Below are 19,337 nucleotides of genomic sequence, written 5' to 3' on the forward strand. Positions count from 1 at the left end.
CCTCGCGGAATTGAATAGCAATATTTCTGTTAGTCAAGCTCGCGCAATAGCTGGATTGGCGGCAACATGCGAATGTATCCTGGCTTTGAAAGAAACTCTTCACGCCGGCCCGTTTTCTAGGCTCACTTAACTGTGAGGCAGCCTTCGCACCTAGCAGCGACGAGCGGCATGTGTGCTAACGCCAGCACCTAGCAGACTCACGCAAAATACTCCTGCAGCGGCCTGACCTCCAGGCTCCCCGCCTTCAGCGCCGCGATCGCCTCGGCCACCGCGGCCGCGCCTGACAGCGTCGTATAATACGGCACCTTCTGCATCAGCGTCGCGCGCCGCAGCGATTTCGAGTCCGACACCGCTTTCTGGCCGTCCGTCGTGTTGAACACGATCTGGACCTGGCGGTTGCGGATGGCGTCCTCGATGTGGGGGCGGCCTTCCAGGACCTTGTTGATCTTTTCGGCCACCACGCCGTTTTCGGCGAGGAAGCGGGCCGTGCCTGAGGTCGCCATCACCTTGAAGCCGAGGCCAGCCAGGCGTTTCACCGCCGGCAAGATGCCCTTCTTGTCCTCGTCGCGCACCGAGACGAACAGCGTGCCCGAACGCGGCAGGTCGACGCCGGCGCCGAGCTGGCTCTTGGCGAAGGCCAGCGCGAAGTCGCGGTCGAGGCCCATGACCTCGCCGGTCGAGCGCATTTCCGGGCCGAGCAATATGTCGACGCCGGGGAAGCGGGCGAAGGGGAAGACGGCTTCCTTGACCGCGATGTGGCCGGGACTTCTGGGGTCAGGCATCGCGCCGTAGTGGGCGAAGGCGTCTTCCAGCGTCTCGCCGGCCATGATGCGGGCGGCGATCTTGGCAATGGGACGGCCGATGGTCTTGGCGACGAAGGGCACGGTGCGCGATGCACGCGGGTTGACCTCCAGCACATAGACCGTGCCGTCCTTGATCGCGTACTGCACGTTCATCAGCCCGCCGACATTGAGCGCGCGGGCGAGCGCCGCCGTCTGGCGCTCCAGCTCGTCGACCAGCTCCGAAGGCAGCGAGTGAACGGGGAGCGAGCAGGCACTGTCGCCCGAATGGATGCCGGCCTCCTCGATGTGTTCGAGAATGCCGGAGACGAAGGTCGCCTTGCCGTCGCAGAGGCAATCGACATCGACCTCGATGGCGCCGGAGAGATAGGTGTCGAACAAAAGCGGGTTCTTGCCCAGCAGCGTGTTGATCTGGCCGGTCTTGTCGTTGGGGTATTTCTGCTTGATGTCCTCCGGCACCAGGCCGGGCACGGTGTCGAGCAGGTAGGACTGCAGCATGCTCTCGTCATGGATGATCTGCATGGCGCGGCCGCCGAGCACATAGGACGGGCGCACCACCAAGGGGAAGCCGAGCTCGCCGGCGACGAGGCGGGCCTGCTCGACCGAATAGGCGATGCCGTTCTTCGGCTGGCTGAGGTTGAGCTTGTGCAGCAGCTTCTGGAAGCGGTCGCGGTCCTCGGCCAGATCGATCATGTCGGGCGAGGTGCCGAGGATCGGGATGCCGGCCTTCTCCAGCGCATCCGCCAGCTTCAGCGGCGTCTGGCCGCCGAACTGGACGATGACGCCGACCAGTTCGCCCGAGGCCTGCTCGACGCGCAGGATCTCCAGCACGTCCTCCGCCGTCAGCGGATCGAAATAGAGCCGGTCCGACGTGTCGTAGTCGGTCGAGACCGTCTCCGGGTTGCAGTTGATCATGATCGCTTCATAGCCGGCATCGCGCAGCGCAAACGCCGCATGGCAGCAGCAATAGTCGAACTCGATGCCCTGGCCGATGCGGTTCGGACCGCCGCCGAGGATGACGACCTTCTTGCGCGACGAGACCTGCGCCTCGTTGGCCAGCGCGCCGGCGAACGGCACTTCATAGGTCGAGTACATGTAGGCGGTCGGCGAGGCGAATTCGGCCGCACAGGTGTCGATGCGCTTGTAGACGGGATGAACGTCGAGCTTGTCGCGGATCTTCGCAACCACTTCGGCGTCGGTCCTGGTCAGTGATGCCAGGCGGGCGTCGGAGAAACCCATGGCCTTCAGCATGCGGAGGTTGACGGCGTCGGCGGGCAAGCCGTGCTCGCGGATGCGGGCTTCCATGGCGAGGATGCCGGCGATCTGTTCGAGGAACCACGGGTCGATCTTGCACATTGCGTGCACGTCTTCCAGCGAGGTGCCCATGCGGATCGCCTGCGCCACCATGCGCAGCCGGTCCGGCGTCGGCGTGCCGAGTGCGGCACGGATGGCATTGCGGTCGTCGGCGTGGTTGGCAGCCGTCGCCCCATGGCCGAGACCGGGGATTTCGATCTCGTCGAGGCCGGTCAGGCCCGTTTCCAGGCCACGCAGCGCCTTCTGCAGCGATTCCTGGAAGGTGCGGCCAATGGCCATGACCTCGCCGACCGACTTCATGGCTGTCGTCAGCACCGGCTCGGCGCCGGGGAATTTCTCGAAGGCAAAGCGCGGGATCTTGGTGACGACATAATCGATCGACGGCTCGAAGGAGGCGGGCGTGGCGCCGCCGGTGATGTCGTTCTCCAGCTCGTCCAGCGTGTAGCCGACGGCGAGCTTGGCGGCGATCTTGGCGATCGGGAATCCGGTCGCCTTCGAGGCGAGCGCCGACGAGCGCGAGACGCGCGGGTTCATCTCGATGACGACGAGGCGGCCATCGGCCGGGTTGACGGCGAACTGCACGTTGGAGCCGCCGGTCTCGACACCGATCTCGCGCAGCACCGCGATCGAGGCGTTGCGCATCATCTGATATTCTTTGTCCGTGAGGGTCAGCGCCGGTGCGACGGTAATGGAGTCGCCGGTGTGGACGCCCATCGGATCGATGTTCTCGATCGAGCAGACGATGATGCAGTTGTCCGCCTTGTCGCGGACGACCTCCATCTCGTACTCCTTCCAGCCAAGCACGCTTTCCTCGATCAGTACTTCGGTGGTCGGCGAGGCGTCGAGGCCGGACTGGACGATGTCGTAGAATTCGGCGCGGTTGTAGGCGATGCCGCCGCCGGTGCCGCCCATGGTGAAGGAGGGGCGGATGATGGCGGGTAGGCCGACATGGTCGAGCGCCTGGGCGGCGATCGCCATGGCGTGGCTGATGTAGCGCTGCTTGCGGTCGCCTTCGCCGAGGTTCCAGCGGGTTTCCAGCGCGTCGAGTTCGGCGTCGAGGTTGTCCGGCTTCTCGGCCTTGAGCGCGGCGCGCTCCGCCTCATGCGTCTTGCGGTCGGCGTTCTTGACGTCGGTGGCGTTGGCCAGCATCGACTTCGGCGTTTCCAGGCCGATCTTGCTCATCGCCTCGCGAAACAGCGCGCGGTCCTCGGCCTTGTCGATGGCCGTGGCGTCGGCGCCGATCATCTCGACATTGTAGCGGTCGAGCACGCCCATGCGGCGCAGCGACAAAGCGGTGTTGAGCGCGGTCTGGCCGCCCATGGTCGGCAGCAGCGCGTCCGGCCGCTCCTTGGCGATGATCTTGGCGACCACCTCCGGCGTGATCGGCTCGATATAGGTGGCGTCGGCCAGTTCCGGGTCGGTCATGATCGTGGCCGGGTTGGAATTGACCAGGATGACGCGGAAACCTTCCTCCTTAAGCGCCTTGCAGGCCTGGGTACCGGAATAGTCGAACTCGCAGGCCTGACCTATGACGATGGGGCCGGCCCCGATGATCAGGATCGACTTGATGTCGGTGCGTCTTGGCATGTCATAGGTCCGTTCGGCGGGCGGCTTGCACAAAAAACCGGGACGGGAAGACCCGGCCGGTTGTGCTCGCGATTCTGGTATCAGGCTAGGTGGGCCTTATAGGGAAGAGTTTTGGCGGATGTAACCCCGAAAATGCTGGATTAGGCAGTAGGAAATAGGCAGTAGGGATTGGGCAGTAGGCAGTAGGGCTTTTCAAGCGCCTTGGACGTACGCCCCTACTGCCCATTCCCTACTGCCTACTGCCCAATCCCTAGCGTCCAAACGCCACCGTGTCGGTGATCTCGAAGCGTTCGGAGACGCCGATGCGGATCATGCTCAGGCTGCCCTCGCGGGTGAAGCGGAAATCGCCCTTGGTGTCCGAGCCGGCCGGCAGGCCGGCATAGAAGGAGATGAGGCGCGTGCCGCCGTCGGGCCAGGTCACGGTGATATCGGCTTTGTCGGCGCCCTTGTGCACGATGGCGGCCGCGCAGCGCTGCATCGGCTGGCCGACATAGCGGGCGCAGGGGATTTCGACGCCACCGCCCTGGGCAAGCGAGGTCGGCTGCGGCGGCAGTTCGGCGACGGTCCGCGTGTCGACGGCGGGCGCGGCGCCATCAGGACGCGGCGTGGGAACGGGAAGCGATCCGGCCGGCGAGCCGCTGTCCGCGGCTGCATCCTGGGCGAGGGCGGGGATTTCTCCGGTCGGCGGGGTTTCATTCGCCGCCAGCGCCAGGCCGTAGGCATCCTGCATGGCGATCTCGGCGGCTGACTTGACCGGGGCTTCCGGCGTGACGGGATGGGCGGCGCCGCCGAGCCGCGCCGTCAGGTCGGGTTGTGCCGGCGGCGGCGCATCGGGCGCCGCGCCTGCATCGGGCGCCTGGTCGACGGGCACCGTTGCCGGGTTGAGGGGGACGAGGTAGCGCGCCGGGGCCCAGCCGCTGGCTTTGGGGTTGTCTGTCTCGACCTTGCACCAGGGATGCCCGTCAATGTCGTTGCAGCCGAGGTTCCTGACGCTGGCGCCGGCGGCCAGACGCGCCTCGGTCTTGCCGATCGCCGATGGTTTGGCGCGGACATTGAGCAGGTCGTCAGGCGCGAGACCGGTAACAACGGAGATGAAGGGCGTCTCTTCGGCATGGGCCGGGACAACGGCGAACCACGCCGCCATCAGCGACGAAGCGGCCATCAGCGCGTACAGGGTTGTTCGGAGCGTAACTGTGCGCCTCATCATTTGGCTGTCGGCGATCAATTGCATTACCAAAGGCACCGCCAGAAAACGCTGCCGCACGCGAAGCCGGTTTATAAGCGACGCTGCGCCGCCGTGTCTACAAGCGAGATGTTTTACGCCTTGGCCGCGAAGGCGTTTGAGCAGGTCGGATGAGGCTACCGGCATGAACGCAAGGCATTCCCCGGGGCATGAGCTTCGCTCAGCCCGGGGCATGAAGCAAGCTTCAGCCCGGCATGAAGCAAGCTTCAGCCTGGCATGAAGCCGGTCCTGAGCGCATGGGCCCATTCCAGCCGTCCCGCCTGCTCGGCCTGCCGTGCCGCCGCCGCGTGGTCGTAGTCGACGGCGATCGTCTCGAAACGGTCGGGCCGGCCTTCGCCACCCAAGGTGACGATGCCGTAGCGCGCATGCGGCGAGCCTTGTTCGGAAACATGCGCCGGCGGGGTGGAATCATCATAGGCGGGGCAGCCGATGCTGCCCGGATTGAAGATGACGGGACCGTCGGGGATGCGGATCAGTTCCGGGCGGTGGCTGTGGCCGCACAGCGCGATGCGGCAGGCCCGGTCGAGCGCCTTGAGCCGCCGCCTGATCGACGCCAGCGGCGCGCGCACCAGCTGGCCATCGACGATTGCGTCGAGCAGGTATTTCTCGTCATGGTCGGGACGGGCATGGAAGGCGACGATGCCCGGCGCGATCTCCAGCGTCAGCGGCTGCGCGAACAGCACCTGGCGCTGCGCCTCAGTCAGCCGCTCCTGCGCATAGATGTCGGACGCCCACATGGTCTCGTCGGCCGGATCGACCGCGACGCGGCGGTCATGGTTGCCGCGCACCGTCGGCAGGTTCAGCGCTTCCAGGCGCTCAAACGTCTCGCGCGGCCAGAGCGGTCCTGAAACGCTGTCGCCGAGATTGACGGTGAGCTCAGCGCCGCCGCGACGCGCCAAATCCTCCAGCACCGCGTCAAGCGCAAGGACGTTGCCATGGATATCGGCGAGGACGGCTATGCGCATGCGACGGGCTCCCTTGGTGCGGCCCATCGGGACGCCGGCCCATCTTCGTTATCAAGCCACCGCCTTCCTAATCAAGTCCCCACCTTTGGGGCAGCCGGAACCACCGCGCAGCCCGCCCATGGCTATCGCGAGGCAGCATTCCATCTGCTACCATCCACGCCGTCCCAGAGTTCATGATATCCGCTGAGACAGGTTCGGAAGGCACCAAGCGATGACCCGCGACCAGATGTTCGCCCACCTGCGCGCTGCCAATGAGGTCGCGCGCGACGCCGCCGCGCATGGGCACCATCCTTTCGGCTGTGTGCTCGTCGGCCCCGATGACCGCATCCTGATGCGGCAAGGCAACATCAACACCGTGCGCCACGCCGAAACCGAACTCAGCCGGCGTGCCGCGGACGCCTATCCGCCGGAATTCCTGTGGTCCTGCACACTGGTCTCGACCGGCGAGCCCTGTGCGATGTGCACGGGAACGCTCTATTGGGCAAATATCGGCCGGCTGGTCTACGGCTTCGAGGAGACCAAGCTTCTCGCGCTGACTGGCGACCATGCCGAGAATCCGACGATGAACCTCTCCTCGCGCACGGTCCTCGGCTCCGGGCAGAAGCCGGTCGAGGTCCACGGCCCCATCCCCGAGATGGAGGAGGAGCTTCTCGCCCCGCATATCGGTTTTTGGCAGCGCTAGGGCGACAGCACCTTACCTTTGAACCTGCAAATCTAGGCCGGCATCTCGATATCGTGGCCGCCGACCGCCGGCAGAGCGGGGTCGTCGACGGCGGCGGCGATGACGCTGTCGAGCAGGCCGGGGAAGCGGGCGTCGAGATCGGCGCGGCGCAGCGTGATCATGCGGTTGGTGCCGACCACTTCGGCGCGGGTGACGCCGGCCTCGCGCAGCTTGGCAAGGTGGTAGCTGAGATTGGTCTTCGAGCCGAGATCGAGGAACCGGCTGCAGTTCAGCGCCACGCCTTCCTTGCTGGCGAGATAGCGCACGATGGCGAGCCGCGTCGGATCGCCGAGCACGCCAAGCACGATCGGGAGGCTGATCTGGTCCGTATTGGGATGAGGTAACGTCATGGCTGGAACCTAAGCGCAGTTCGGGTCGATTTCAACGCATCCGTCCTCGCCGGCCCGTGCACGCTGTTTCTCCATTTTTGTCCGTACCGAACGATTGTGCTGACACAGGGCTGTCAGGATGGTTCAGCTATTTTGCCATGGCTTCATTGACATCATGCCCTGTTATGTCCAATTGTTCAATAACTTTTGAACTAAGGACACGCGCCATGGACAAGCGGCTCTTCTGGCTTGCGCTCGGATCGTTCACGATCTCGACCGAGGGCTTCGTCATCTCCAGCCTTCTGCCAGACATCGCCAGGGATGCCGGCATTTCCATTCCACTCGCCGGCACGCTGATCACCGCCTTCGCGCTCGCCTATGCGATCGGCACGCCGATCCTGGCGACGCTGACCGGCGAATGGGACCGGCGTCGCGTCATCCTTTGGACGCTGGTGTTCTTCGTCATCGGCAACATCGCCGCCGCCTTGAGTTCCTCATTCGAAGTGCTGTTGATCGCGCGCATCATCATGGCGCTGTCGTCGGGCCTGTTCGCCGCGACGGCGCAAGGCACGGCGGTGGCGCTGGTCGATGACCATCACCGGGCACGCGCCATCGCCGTGGTCGTCGGCGGCACCACGGTGGCCGTCGCCGTCGGTGCGCCGCTCGGCGCGCTGGTCGCGACGATCGCCGGCTGGCGCGGCACCTTCTATGCCATTGCCGGGCTCGGCGCGCTTGCCGGCGCCATCCTCTGGTACAGGCTGCCGCGCGGCATCGTCGGCACCAGGCTGCCGCTGAAGCGCCGGCTGGCGGCCGCCATGCGGCCGGGCGTGATGCCGATCCTGGTGACGACATTGCTGGCGCTGACCGGCGCTTTCGCCGTCTTTGCCTATGTCGCGCCGCTCGCCATCCAGGGCGCCGGGCTCAGCCAGATCGCGCTGCCCGGCATGCTGCTTGCCTTCGGCGTCGGCGCCGTCATCGGCAACATTGCCGGCGGCCAGGCGGCCGACCGGTTCGGCGCCACCCGGACCGTCGGCTGGTCGCTGACGCTGAGTGCCGCCATGCTGGTGATGCTGTCGGTCGTGCCGGCCTTCCTGCCGCAGCACATTGCCGGTCCGGCGCTGATGGCGATGATGGTGCCGTGGGGCATTGTCGGCTGGGCGTTCCCGCCGGCGCAGGCCAGCCGCATCATCAAGCTGGCACCCGATGCCGCCCCGATCGTGCTGTCGCTCAACGGCTCGGCGCTCTATCTCGGCGTGGCGCTGGGCGCGGTGGTCGGCGGTGGCGTGCTGCGCTATGGCGCGCCGGCCGATCTCGGCCTGGTCGCGGCTGCCTTCCCGCTGATCGGGCTGGGCATCGTGCTGGCCGGCCGCTGGGCGGCACGGCCGGTCGCGATGCCTGCCGAATAATCGCTTCGAAGGCCGCCGGCTGCCAATCCATTTTGACACAATTCCGGACGGAAAACCGTTTCACACTTTTCCTGGAATTGCTTAGGTAGCCGGCGGCAGATCGAAATCCAGCGCGCTGATGTCATCCAGCACCGCGCGCAGGCGTTCCGCCTTCTCCTTGCCCACCACATCCTCGAAGCGCTGCTGGGCGAGCTGCCACAGCTTCATCGCCTCATCGAGCTTGATGCGCCCTTGCCGGGTCAGCCGCACCCGCTTTATGCGGCGGTCGTCCGGGTCGGCGAAGGTCTCGACATAGCCGTCGCGGATCAGCGGCTTCAGCGTGTGGCCGAGCGCCGACAGGTCCATGACCAGGGCAGCGGCAATGGCGCCCATCGCCGGCTCGTTGCCGATATGGATCTGGTATAGCAGGCCCTGCTGCGTGGCCTTGAGGCCTGACGGCGCCTGCACGTCGTCATAGAACTGGCCGAGCTTGCGCGTCGCGCGCCGCAGCATGGCGTAGTTGCAGGCTGTCAGCCCGGGCAGGGTGTCTTTCGGCATGGTGGTTCCTCGGCGCCCGTGAGAATTCTGTCCGGCCGCTGCCCGACAAATAATCCCCAACGCACTCATTGACAAGATAGTGGCATATGCCTACTTCGTTGAAAGTGGTATATGCCACTAAATCAATCAGGCGGCTTGCCGGCGAGCCGGGGCGAATGCCTGCGGCGCCGGCGGCCAGGTCGAAGCGAACAGAGATGGAAGGAACAGGACAATGAGTGGACAGGCAAACAAGGGAACGGCGGTCGTCACCGGCGCCTCGTCTGGCATCGGCGCGGTCTATGCGGACAGGCTGGCCGGGCAGGGTTATGATCTCGTGCTGGTGGCGCGGCGCGCCGACCGGCTCGAGGAACTGGCCGAAAAGCTGCGCTACGCCTACGATCGCAAGGTCAGCGTGATCAGCGCCGATCTCTCCGACGACGACGATATGCGCCGCGTCGAGCAGGCGATGTCGGCCGACGACAGCGTGACGCTGCTGGTCAACAATGCCGGCCTTGGCGGCCAGCAGGTGGTGGCTACGGCCGACGCCGACGCGGCCGAGCGCATGATCAAGGTCAATGTCATCGCCTTGACCCGCCTGACCCGTGCCGTGCTGCCGGGTCTTCTGGCACGCAACCGTGGCGCCATCGTCAACATCGCCTCGGTGCTTGCCTATGAAACCTCGTTCGGCGGCATCTACAGCGGCACCAAGGCCTATGTCGTCAACTTCACCGAGGCTCTGCACCGCGAGGTCGCGGGTACGGGCGTGAAGGTGCAGGTTGTGCTGCCGGGCGCGACCCGGACCGATTTCTGGGAACTCGCCGGCAGCGATATCGACCAGCTTCCGAAGGAAATCATCATGTCCGCCGACGATATGGTCGATGCCGCGCTTGTCGGCCTGGCCAGGGGCGAAGCCGTCACCGTGCCGGCACTTGCCGATGTCGCCAAGCTGGACACATTCCTCGGCGCCCGCCAAGCCTTCTACGGCAGCCTGCACGCCGACAAGCCGGCGGCGCGTTACGCGGGTTGAGGGTTTCAGGACTTGAGTTCCTCGCCCCCACGGGAGTGGGGGAGAGGTGGCCGCGAAGCGGTCGGAGAGGGGGCCTGCGCCAGCGGTGGAAAGGATTCTGGAAGCCCATTCACGGACAGCATTGCGCTATTCCCCCCCTCCGTCTCGGCTTCGCCGAGCCACCTCTCCCCCGCCTCTGGCGAGGGCGAGGAACCCAGGCTCTGCAAGGCCTCAGCTACGCCGCCCGCCACATCGGAATGATCGATGCGGCCAGCACCAGCGCCAGCACGATGTTGAGCGCTCGCCACTGCCATTCGGTCTTGAGCAGCCGGGCCAGCACCATGCCGGCCATGCACCAGACGGAGAGCGAGATGGCGGCGGTGAGGCCGAAGGTTGAGCCGAGCAGCAAGGCGAGTTGTCCCGGCCCATCGGCCAGCGCGGCGAACGAGGCCGCCGCGCCCAGCCCCATCGCCCAACCCTTGGGGTTCATCCATTGGATGCCGGCGCCGCCAAGGAAGCTGTTGGGCTTGGCCATGGTCACGTCGAGATTGGGTGGCCCGGCACGGCCGATCTTGATCGCCAGCCACAGGAGATAGAGCGAGCCGATCACCTTCATCGCCAGTTGCAGCGACGGCACCGCAAGCAGCAGGCCCGCGAGGCCGGCGGCGGCCGCCCCCGTCACGGTAGCGAGGCCAGCGGCGCTGCCGATCATCAGCGGAACCGAACGGCGAAAACCGAACTGCGCGCCCGAGGCGGTGGACAAGGTCGTGGCAATCCCAGGCGTGGCGGTGGCCACGAAGGCAAACAGGATGAGCGGCAGGATCGGCTGGAGCATGGGGCGTCCTTTATCGGAGCTCCATCGTAGGCTGGGTGCGTGCATCAGCAAATGCAATGTTTGCTATGATTAGCATTAGCATTTATAATGCAACTATGATCCGCAATCTCGATACGGCGCTGATGCGCACCTTCGTCACCGTCGCCGACAAGGCCAGCATGACGGCGGCCGCCAATGCGCTGCACCTGACCCAAGGCGCCGTCAGCCAGCAGGTCAAAAGGCTGGAGGACACGCTTGGCTGCAGCCTGTTCGAGCGCGACCGGCGCGGCCTGCGCCTGACGCGGTCCGGCGAGCGGCTGTTCGGCAAGGCCAAGCGCCTGCTCGGCCTCAACGACGAGATCTGGGCCGAGATGGCGGGCTCGGCCGTCGCCGGCCAGGTGCGGCTTGGCGTGCCCTACGACCTCGTCGGCACTTTGCTGGCGCCGGTGCTGAAGGCCTGTGCCGAGACCTATCCGCAGGTCGAGATATCGCTGGTCTGCGCGTCATCGCCGGAACTGGCGTCAGCGCTTTCGGCCGGAACCATCGACCTCGCGGTGATCGAGGAACGCGTCGGCCCGACATCGGGCGAGTGCCTGGCCATCGACCGGCTGGTCTGGGTCGGCGCCCGAGGCGGCACCGCCAGCGCCAAGCGGCCGCTGCCGGTGTCGATCGTCGCCGACACCTGCGCCTTCCGCCCGGTGGTGCTGTCAGCCCTCAACGAGCATGGGCTGGAATGGCGCACCGTGTTCGAAAACGGCAATATCGACGCCACGACGGCGACGGTGCGCTCCGATCTTGCCGTCACCACCTGGCTGGCCTCCACCGTGCCGGCCGATCTCGACATCTTGCCGTTCGATGTCGGGCTGCCGCCACTGCCGAATTTTGCCATCAATCTGCATCTGCCGCGGCATGGCGTCGGGCCTGCGGCACAGGAGTTCGCGCGGCATATACGCGATGGGTTGGCGCGACGGCCACAGGCGGCTTGAGACCAAGCAGAACTTGGGTTCCTCTCCCCCGTCGATCGGGGGAGAGGTGTCGAGCGAAGCTCGACGGAGTGGGGGTCGATCTTTTTCCGCTTGATTACCGCAGGCCTCCAGTCTTCTTGCCCGCCTGGTTCTGCCTGTCTTACGGCGGTACGTTTGGCGATGGCTTCCCCCACTCCGTCGCTGCTTCGCAGCGCCACCTCTCCCCCCTCCGGAGGGAGAGGAAAGGTGCCAAGGCCGTCCGCTACTTCCAGTTCCTGCGCCGCTCGAGCTCGGCGTCGGACGGTTCGCCCGTGACAAAGGAGCCGACCTCGATTTCGCCCGCGCGTTCGTAGCTCGCGATGATGACGCCGGTGCTGGACGTCTGCGACTTCACAAGCTTGAAGGCGGCAGGCATCGCGTCTTCGCCGAACAGCCGCTTGCCTTTGCCCAGCAACAGCGGGAAGATCATCAGCCGGATCTCGTCGATCAGCCCGTTGGCGAGCAAGGTCTGGATGAGGTCGGCCGATCCTTGGATGAGCAGGTCGGGTCCATCCTCCTGCTTGAGGCGGCGCAACGCCGCGACGATATCTTCCCCAAGCCATTGCGTGTTCTGCCAGGTGAGGGTGTCGGGCCGATGTGTCGCCACATATTTGGTCGCGGGGTTGAAGGCATCGGCGATCGGATCTTTCTGATACGGCCAGTACGCTGCGAAGATGTCATAGGTTCTGCGGCCGAGCAGCAGGGCGAAGGGCTTGGAGAACAGTTCATCCATCGCCGCACCGCCCACCTCGTCAAAGTAATGGAAGGTCCAGCCGCCGAACTTGAAGCCGCCGACCGGATCCTCTTCCGGCCCGCCGGGTGCCTGCATGACGCCGTCGAGGCTGACGAAGGTGGCGGCGATGATCTTTCTCATGGGTCTCTCCCTTGTTCCATCCACGCCGTCGCGGCCGGATTGTGGCCCAAGGACGGCTGGCCGGCCCCTATCCCGACAGGGCCTGAGAAATTCTGGCCAAATCCGCGCATCGATGCGTCAGTTGCCGGGTTTGGCGCGGACGTCTTTCGACGAGAACCAGACGTCGCCGAAGATGGCCGTGGCGGTGCGGTCCGGCGGGTTATCGCTCGTCAGCCAGATCGAGCGGCTGCGCGTGGCTTGCTCGCGTGTCGGGATTTTTGCCGCAAGATCCGCAACCGAGGCTCCGAAGCACGGGATGAACCAGGAGCGCATGAAGGGATCGCAGGCAAAGCCCTTTTCGGTGCGGGTCACCATCACCGCCAGCGGGACGCGTTCGGACGGGCGCCAGGGGAAGATCATGCGGCCGCCGGGGCGCAACGCCTTCAGCCATCCGACCGGCGGGGCAACGACGCCGGCGTTGACATAGATGATGTCGGATGGCGGCAAGGGCGTGGTCACGGCGTCGCCCTGGACGACTGTCGCATTGCGGTAGGGCTCAAGATTTTTGCGCGCCAGCTCGGCCAGCCTGCCGTCGAGCTCTAAGGCGGTGACGGTGCCGCCAGGTGAAACCAGCCTGGCCAGCACGGCGGAGTAATAGCCGGTGCCGGCGCCGATATGGGTGACGGCCTCGCCGGGTTTCGGCGCCAGCCTTCCGATCCACATGGCGTGCAGGAAAGGCTCGCCATTGTTGATGCCCTTGTCGGCATCGAGCGCCACCAGCACGTTCTGGTAGACATGCGCCGGGTCGGCGCTCGGCGTCGTGACCTTGCCGCTGCCGGCGACGATCGTCCACGGTCCCGGGCCAAGAAAGGCTTCGCGCGGAACCTCGGCGAAGACCTCTTCCAGGCGTGGATCCGATGAGGCGGCATTGGCCGCCATCAGCCGGGCGTAGAATTTCCTGATGTCTTCGATGTTGCTCATGGCATCGGGAAAGATAGCGCGATTTGGCGGTTTGTCGCGCTGTCTGGCGGAATTCTAGCCGACCCCGAACATCGTGTCGTAGAGCAGCTTGAAGTTGAGCACGAGGATGATCGCCGCGACCACCCAGGCCAGCGCGGCCACGCCGCGTGGAATGGCGAGGTTGCCCATCTTCTTCTTGTCGGAGACGAACTGCACCAGCGGCACCACCGCGAAGGGCAGCTGCATCGACAGGATCACCTGGCTGAACACCAGCAGTTGGCCGGTGCCCTTCTCGCCATAGAGCGCGGTGACGACCACCACGGGAACGATGGCGAGGCCGCGCGTCAGAAGCCGGCGCGCCCAGCTGGGGATGCGCAGGCGCAGGAACCCTTCCATGACGATCTGGCCGGCAAGCGTCGCCGTCACCGTCGAATTCAGGCCGGAAGCGAGCAGCGCCACGGCGAACAGGATCGAGGCGATGCCGAGGCCGAGCAGCGGTGACAGAAGCTCGAAAGCCTGGTCGATCTCAGCCACATCCTGGTGGCCGGTGTTGTGGAAGGCGACGGCCGAGACGATCAGGATGGCGGCGTTGACGAACAGAGCCAGCATCAGCGCGATGGTGGAGTCCGTCGTCGCCCATTTGATGGCGTCGCGCTTGCCTTTTTCTGTGCGCTCATAGGCACGGGTCTGCACGATCGAGGAGTGCAGATAGAGATTGTGCGGCATGACGGTGGCGCCGATGATGCCGATGGCGATGTAGAGCATCGCCGGATTGGTGACGATCTCCGAGGATGGCACGAACATCGAGTGCAGGATCGTGCCGGCCGGCGGCGCGGCAACGAAGATCTGGATGGCAAAGCAGCTGAAGATGATGATCAAAAGCGCGATGACGAAGGCTTCGAGATAGCGGAACCCCTTGTTCATCAGCATGAGCACGAGGAAGGCGTCGAGCGCGGTGAGTATGGCACCGCCGATCAGCGGAATGCCGAACAGAAGCTTCAAGGCGATCGCCGTGCCGATCACTTCGGCGAGGTCACAGGCGATGATGGCGAGTTCGCAGGCGATCCACAGCACGAAATTGACGGGGCGGGGATAATAGGCGCGGCAGGCCTGGGCGAGGTCGCGGCCGGTGGCGATGCCAAGCCGCGCGGCCAGGGCCTGCAACAGGATCGCCATCAGGTTGGACAGCATGATGATGAACAGCAGCGTGTAGCCGAACTGGGCGCCGCCGGCGAGGTCGGTCGCCCAGTTGCCGGGATCCATATAGCCGACCGAGACCATGTAGCCCGGCCCCATGAAGGCGAACAGCCGGCGGAACCAGACGCCCGAACTCGGCACGGCAATGGTGGAATTGACTTCGCGCAGGCTGGGCTGATCGTCCTCGTCCCGTCCGGCGAACCGCCATGAGGATCGAGGGGCTGTGGCTTCTGCGTCTGACATGAAAAGGCTTTCCGAGACTTCCGGCGAATACCCATAAGCTATGCCATGGCTCAACATTATGCAATAGGCTATATTTCATTGTTTGTGCTTTTTGCCGCGCGCTCGCTCGGGTTTGCGAAACCGCAATCGGAACGCCGGTTGCTCCTGTGGGGAATGCAAATAAACGGCCTGAAGAATCAGAGCCCGTGCTATAAAGCAGGAACGGCTAAACTCCCGAGGAGGAGCGCGCATTGGCGCTGAAGAACAAACCCGTCCCGCGTGAGCCATTGCCCGACGCCGATGTCCATTCGGAAGGGTTCCGGCAGCAGCGCCAAGCGCGCCGCAGCGCGCTGGTCGAGGACTATGTCGAGCTGATCGCCGATCTGATAGAGGACGGCAACGAGGCGCGCCAGGTCGACATCGCCGCGCGGCTCGGCGTCGCGCAGCCGACGGTGGCCAAGATGCTGACGCGCCTGTGCGCCGACGGGCTGGTGTCGAGAAAACCCTATCGCGGCGTGTTCCTGACCGAGGCTGGCCGCAAGGTGGCGGAGGAAAGCCGCATTCGCCATCAGACGGTGGAAGCCTTCCTGCGCTCGCTCGGCGTCAGCGCCGAGACCGCGCGTATCGATGCCGAGGGCATCGAGCACCATGTCAGCGCCGAGACGCTGGAAGCGTTCCGCAAGGCGATGACGGCGCCGCGCTAAATTGCTCAGCCGTTCTCAGTGCGGTCGCCGGAACCGCAGTCCCTTATGCACGTTGCTCCTCACATAGCGCTGATATCGCGCCAAGGGAGGAAGCAATGGGCGTCGAACAAGCACCGACCGCGAAGGGTAAGCAGGCCGCCAAGGGATTGAAGCAGGCGGCGGCGAAGGACGAGCGCAAAACCGAGGCCGAGACAGGCCATTCCCTGAGGAAGGGTGCGGCGCGTTTCGAGGAGCGCTCGAAAAGCTCCGACGGCAAGAGCGCCAGCGCCAAGCAGAAAAGCTGAGGGCGCGCCGAGGTCAGTGGCAGGCGGAAGCTGTCTGTGCAGCGGCCGGTTGCCCTCCGCTATGGTTCCGGGCGTTCGAGCCCTTTGAAAGGTCCAGTGGACCTTTCAATTTGCCCGCGGCAAACCGTTCTCACTCGCTGACATCCTGCACCCAGCTTCTGGGGTGGCCGTCGACACGGAACTGGAAGATGAAATAGGGCGGGATGCAGGTGCCTTCGCCGGGCTTGGCCTGGGGTAAATCGTCATAGCCGGCGGTGCAGATATAGTCCTCGCGGCAGGCATGCGCTTTGTCGCAGGCGCGCAGGCCGGCGGTCTTGGTGAATTCCCCGGTGCAGAATTTGTGGTCCCTGCCGGACGCGATGCAGTCGTTGAAGCCGGTCTTGGCCAGCCGGCCGCAGGTCGCCTCGTCGGGAAGCTTGTCGCAGCTTGCCTTGCGCAACATGCCGCCGGGAAAACCGCCGGTCTTCTGCTCGGGATTGTCGTAGCGCTGGCGCGCCGCACCATAGCCGGCGAGTTTGACCAGTGGTTTCTTGTCCCGCGCGGGGTCGATGGCGCAGGCCTTGGCGGTGGCCGGCGACAGGCGGCAATACTGGTCGTTGCCCCAGGTCGACATTTTGATCTCGCCGAACTCGACGGGATCGCCGACCGCGGTACCCTTCTCGCTGACGCAGGTGCCGAAGCCCGGATGGATGGCGCTTTCGTGGACGCCGGCGCAGCGCAGGCCGGCACCGCAGGTCCAGTCCTTGAAGCTCGCGTCGTCACCACGATAGCAGATCGAGCCCCAGCCATTGTAGAGATCGGTGCCCTTCAGCGCTTCGGCATATTTCCGGTCCGGGCGGGCGGCGAAGCCGCGCGTGAAATCAGGATGGCCGCCGGCGGCGAATTGTTCGACGATGGCGCGGCGGCGCGGCAGGTCGGCGAAGAACACCGCCGAGCCCGGCACGAAGACGGCGTTGCGGCGCGGTTCGCTGGCCGGGTCGGCGCCGGTGTAGTGGAAGCCGGCAATGCCATGGGTCTGATGGCAGCCAGTGCAGCTCATTTCGTTCAGCCGCAAATTGAAGCCGGCGACCGATTTGATGGTGACGAGCGTGTTGCCCCTGGCGACGTAATCCTTCAGCGCCTTGTCGATATCGGTATCGTCGACCAGCCCATAGGCGATGTTGTTCTGCGAGCGGCTCAAGCCTCCAGGCGCGACGGAAACGGCGCTCTTGGCCAGGAATTTTTCGTCGATGACGAGCCGGCCATGGTCGAGATCGTAGATGTTGCGGTCGGTGAGCAGCCATTTGGCGAAGGACTTGACGTCGGCCAGCACCGTCGCCCGGTCGATCTGGTTCTCCATCCTCGCTTCATAGAAGCTCGAGATCGCCGGATCCCATTTGAAGATCTTCAGGAGATATTCGGCGTGGCCGCCGAAATCGCGCCGCGTCGAGGCCGACAGCCGCAGCACCTGCATGTTGAGCTCGAGCCGCATGATCTGCGAGGAATTGAGCATGGCGCCGGACAGCGGGCCTTCGTCGGAACGCAGCCAGGCGGCCAGTTGCTCGGGCGGCAGGTCTTTCTGGCCGGCGGCAAGCCAGCGCTGGGCGATTTCGGCGCAGGAGACGTCGGTTGCACTTGGCAGATCCTTCGAGGCGCGCGCCTGCGCCCGCCTTGGCTTGGCGTTGAAGACCAGGCTCATGGTCAGCGGCAGGCGCGAGGAGATGCGCTGCGCCACCTTGCCCTTGGCCGGCTTTTCGGCGACCGAATAGTGAAAGCGGTAGATCAGCCTGATTTCGCCGCATTCGGTGTGGCCGAGATAGCCGCGATCCATGCGGTTGACGACGCCGGTGAGGTCCAGCGTCGAGCCGTCGTCGTCGATGTATCTGGGATTGAATTTCTGGCTGGTGTCGCTCGATTTGGCCATGGCGGCGACATAGGGGTCGGGACTGGTCCTCGGCTCGTCCGATATCTCCTGCTTGACGGTGTCGCGCACCTTGGCCAGCGCCGGCACGGAAAACAGACCGTGATTGTCGACGTCGCGGGTGAGGCCGAGCGCGGGACCGAGCAGCCGGCTGATCGACAAGCCGCCGCGCTCCAGCGCCTGCAAGGTGGCCGGATCGGTGACCGCGACGCCGGAGTCGAGCGTCACCGATCCGGCCCCCCGCAAGCCCAGGCAGCTCAGTGCCACAACCAACACTATTTGACCGATCGTTCGCAACCGCCCCTCGCATCCTCCGTCACGGCCGATGCTACAAGCCTTCAAAGGTTCCGGCCAGAGTGGTGAAGCGGTCATGCCGGCATCGCCTTGGCCATCGAAAAACACTGTGACTTGGCGCAACCATTGGGATAATTGTTTGTTGGGTTGAGCCGGCCTTGCCGGAGCAATGAGGAAGTTTATCACGGGGAGTTGCCATGCTCTGGAGAGGCCGTCGTCAGAGTGACAATATCGAGGACGACCGCAGCGATAGCGGCGGCGGCGGGATCGGCGGCGGTGGCGGCCAATTCCAGCTCCCCATCGGCGGCCGGACCGGTGGCGGCGGCAGCATCCTCCTCGTTATCCTCGTCGTGCTGGCCGGATGGTATTTCGGCTTCGATCCCTCGGCGATCCTGGGCGGTGGCGACGGCGGCCTGCTGCCGGGGGGCGGTGGCCAGATATCAGACAACAGCGGCGGCCAGGGCAGCGGCACGGCACCCGCCAATGACGAGATGAAGCAGTTTGTCGCGACCGTGCTTGCCGAAACCGAGGACACCTGGACCGGCATCTTCAAGTCGCAGGGCCTGACCTATGAGGATCCCAAGCTGGTGCTGTTTTCCGGCCAGGTTCGCTCGGCCTGCGGCTTTGCCTCGGCGGCGGCTGGACCGTTCTATTGTCCGGGCGACCACAAGGTCTATCTCGACATGACCTTCTTCCAGCAGCTCGATCAGCAATTCGGCGCCTCGGGCGAGTTCGCGCGGGCCTATGTCGTAGCGCATGAGGTCGGTCACCACGTGCAAAACCTCACCGGCATCATGTCCAAGTTCAACCAGATGCGGCAAGGCATGAGCGAGGCCGATGCCAACCAACTGTCGGTGCGCATCGAACTGCAGGCCGACTGCTTCGCCGGCGTGTGGGCGCATTACACCGCGCAGAAGGGCATATTGGAGCAGGGCGACATCGAAAGCGCGCTCAACGCCGCCAAGCAGATCGGCGACGACACGCTGCAGAAGAAGATGCAGGGCTATGTCGTGCCGGAAAGCTTCAACCACGGCACCTCGCAGCAGCGCCAGACCTGGCTGGCGCGCGGCTACAAGAGCGGCAAGCTTTCGGACTGCAACACGCTGAGCGGCCCGATCTGACGAGGCCATCTGGAAATTCTACTCCTGCGGCCATCTAGCCGGAGCGAATTTTGAAGCGGTCTCGGCTAGCGTTTCCTGGCCGGCCTGACGACGAAGT

At 65.1% G+C, this 19,337-nt stretch carries 17 protein-coding genes; 7 read left to right on the forward strand and 10 right to left on the reverse strand.

What is annotated here, in order from left to right; translation table 11 throughout:
• Positions 1–197 precede the first annotated feature (197 nt).
• From carB to CK226_RS20285, 3 genes are all read right to left on the reverse strand, one after another.
• On the reverse strand, positions 198–3,701 hold the full coding sequence (gene carB / locus CK226_RS20275) for a carbamoyl-phosphate synthase large subunit (protein WP_095792985.1): 3,504 nt from the start codon (positions 3,699–3,701) through the stop codon (positions 198–200).
• A gap of 250 nt (positions 3,702–3,951) precedes the next feature.
• Entirely contained in the window at positions 3,952–4,908 is a 957-nt protein-coding gene (locus CK226_RS20280) for an SH3 domain-containing protein (RefSeq protein ID WP_179301091.1), read from the reverse strand.
• 242 nt (positions 4,909–5,150) lie between these two features.
• Positions 5,151–5,909, reverse strand: a complete 759-nt coding sequence (locus tag CK226_RS20285; protein WP_095792987.1) for a metallophosphoesterase family protein — start codon at positions 5,907–5,909, stop codon at positions 5,151–5,153.
• Between the two features lie 211 nt (positions 5,910–6,120).
• Here CK226_RS20285 and CK226_RS20290 point away from each other — a divergent pair, with 211 nt between their 5' ends.
• Positions 6,121–6,591: a nucleoside deaminase gene (locus CK226_RS20290; protein ID WP_095792858.1), complete on the forward strand. Its 471-nt coding sequence runs from the start codon at positions 6,121–6,123 to the stop codon at positions 6,589–6,591.
• A gap of 32 nt (positions 6,592–6,623) precedes the next feature.
• Here CK226_RS20290 and CK226_RS20295 read toward each other — a convergent pair whose 3' ends face one another.
• Positions 6,624–6,980 (reverse strand): helix-turn-helix transcriptional regulator, encoded by a 357-nt coding sequence (locus CK226_RS20295; RefSeq protein WP_095773624.1) that lies wholly within the window; start codon positions 6,978–6,980, stop codon positions 6,624–6,626.
• Positions 6,981–7,186: 206 nt separating this feature from the next.
• On the opposite strand from CK226_RS20295, the gene CK226_RS20300 reads away from it, so the two are divergent.
• Positions 7,187–8,365, forward strand: coding sequence for an MFS transporter (locus tag CK226_RS20300; protein WP_095792859.1), 1,179 nt, complete (start codon positions 7,187–7,189; stop codon positions 8,363–8,365).
• A gap of 81 nt (positions 8,366–8,446) precedes the next feature.
• On the opposite strand, the gene CK226_RS20305 is transcribed toward CK226_RS20300, so the two are convergent.
• Positions 8,447–8,902 (reverse strand): MarR family winged helix-turn-helix transcriptional regulator, encoded by a 456-nt coding sequence (locus CK226_RS20305; RefSeq protein ID WP_095792860.1) that lies wholly within the window; start codon positions 8,900–8,902, stop codon positions 8,447–8,449.
• A 211-nt stretch (positions 8,903–9,113) separates the two neighbouring features.
• On the opposite strand from CK226_RS20305, the gene CK226_RS20310 reads away from it, so the two are divergent.
• Positions 9,114–9,908 carry an SDR family oxidoreductase gene (locus CK226_RS20310; protein WP_095792861.1) on the forward strand — a complete coding sequence of 265 codons (795 nt, stop codon included), beginning with the start codon at positions 9,114–9,116 and terminating at the stop codon, positions 9,906–9,908.
• 214 nt (positions 9,909–10,122) lie between these two features.
• Here the strand turns inward: CK226_RS20310 and CK226_RS20315 are convergent, their stop codons facing one another.
• Positions 10,123–10,722 carry a LysE family translocator gene (locus CK226_RS20315; protein ID WP_095792862.1) on the reverse strand — a complete coding sequence of 200 codons (600 nt, stop codon included), beginning with the start codon at positions 10,720–10,722 and terminating at the stop codon, positions 10,123–10,125.
• A gap of 95 nt (positions 10,723–10,817) precedes the next feature.
• On the opposite strand from CK226_RS20315, the gene CK226_RS20320 reads away from it, so the two are divergent.
• The gene (locus tag CK226_RS20320; protein ID WP_095792863.1) at positions 10,818–11,687 is read left to right on the forward strand and encodes a LysR substrate-binding domain-containing protein; all 870 of its coding nucleotides are present in this window, start codon (positions 10,818–10,820) and stop codon (positions 11,685–11,687) included.
• A 241-nt stretch (positions 11,688–11,928) separates the two neighbouring features.
• Here the strand turns inward: CK226_RS20320 and CK226_RS20325 are convergent, their stop codons facing one another.
• The 3 genes from CK226_RS20325 to CK226_RS20335 all read right to left on the reverse strand — a co-directional run bounded on the left by CK226_RS20325 (position 11,929) and on the right by CK226_RS20335 (position 14,958).
• Positions 11,929–12,579, reverse strand: a complete 651-nt coding sequence (locus CK226_RS20325; protein WP_095773630.1) for a dihydrofolate reductase family protein — start codon at positions 12,577–12,579, stop codon at positions 11,929–11,931.
• A gap of 117 nt (positions 12,580–12,696) precedes the next feature.
• Complete coding sequence (locus CK226_RS20330) at positions 12,697–13,539, reverse strand: protein-L-isoaspartate O-methyltransferase (protein ID WP_179301093.1); 843 nt, start codon at positions 13,537–13,539, stop codon at positions 12,697–12,699.
• A gap of 54 nt (positions 13,540–13,593) precedes the next feature.
• Positions 13,594–14,958 carry an Nramp family divalent metal transporter gene (locus tag CK226_RS20335; RefSeq protein WP_095792988.1) on the reverse strand — a complete coding sequence of 455 codons (1,365 nt, stop codon included), beginning with the start codon at positions 14,956–14,958 and terminating at the stop codon, positions 13,594–13,596.
• Positions 14,959–15,188: 230 nt separating this feature from the next.
• Here CK226_RS20335 and mntR point away from each other — a divergent pair, with 230 nt between their 5' ends.
• Both mntR and CK226_RS20345 read left to right on the forward strand, forming a co-directional pair.
• Positions 15,189–15,641, forward strand: a complete 453-nt coding sequence (mntR, locus tag CK226_RS20340; protein ID WP_095773632.1) for a manganese-binding transcriptional regulator MntR — start codon at positions 15,189–15,191, stop codon at positions 15,639–15,641.
• Between the two features lie 95 nt (positions 15,642–15,736).
• Complete coding sequence (locus CK226_RS20345) at positions 15,737–15,925, forward strand: hypothetical protein (RefSeq protein WP_095773633.1); 189 nt, start codon at positions 15,737–15,739, stop codon at positions 15,923–15,925.
• Between the two features lie 130 nt (positions 15,926–16,055).
• Here CK226_RS20345 and CK226_RS20350 read toward each other — a convergent pair whose 3' ends face one another.
• The gene (locus CK226_RS20350) at positions 16,056–18,053 is read right to left on the reverse strand and encodes a hypothetical protein (RefSeq protein WP_245437789.1); all 1,998 of its coding nucleotides are present in this window, start codon (positions 18,051–18,053) and stop codon (positions 16,056–16,058) included.
• Between the two features lie 263 nt (positions 18,054–18,316).
• Here CK226_RS20350 and CK226_RS20355 point away from each other — a divergent pair, with 263 nt between their 5' ends.
• Positions 18,317–19,240, forward strand: coding sequence for a neutral zinc metallopeptidase (locus CK226_RS20355; RefSeq protein WP_095792865.1), 924 nt, complete (start codon positions 18,317–18,319; stop codon positions 19,238–19,240).
• Positions 19,241–19,337: the final 97 nt, after the last annotated feature.

The organism is Mesorhizobium sp. WSM4311 (assembly GCF_002295115.1).
GTDB lineage: Bacteria > Pseudomonadota > Alphaproteobacteria > Rhizobiales > Rhizobiaceae > Mesorhizobium.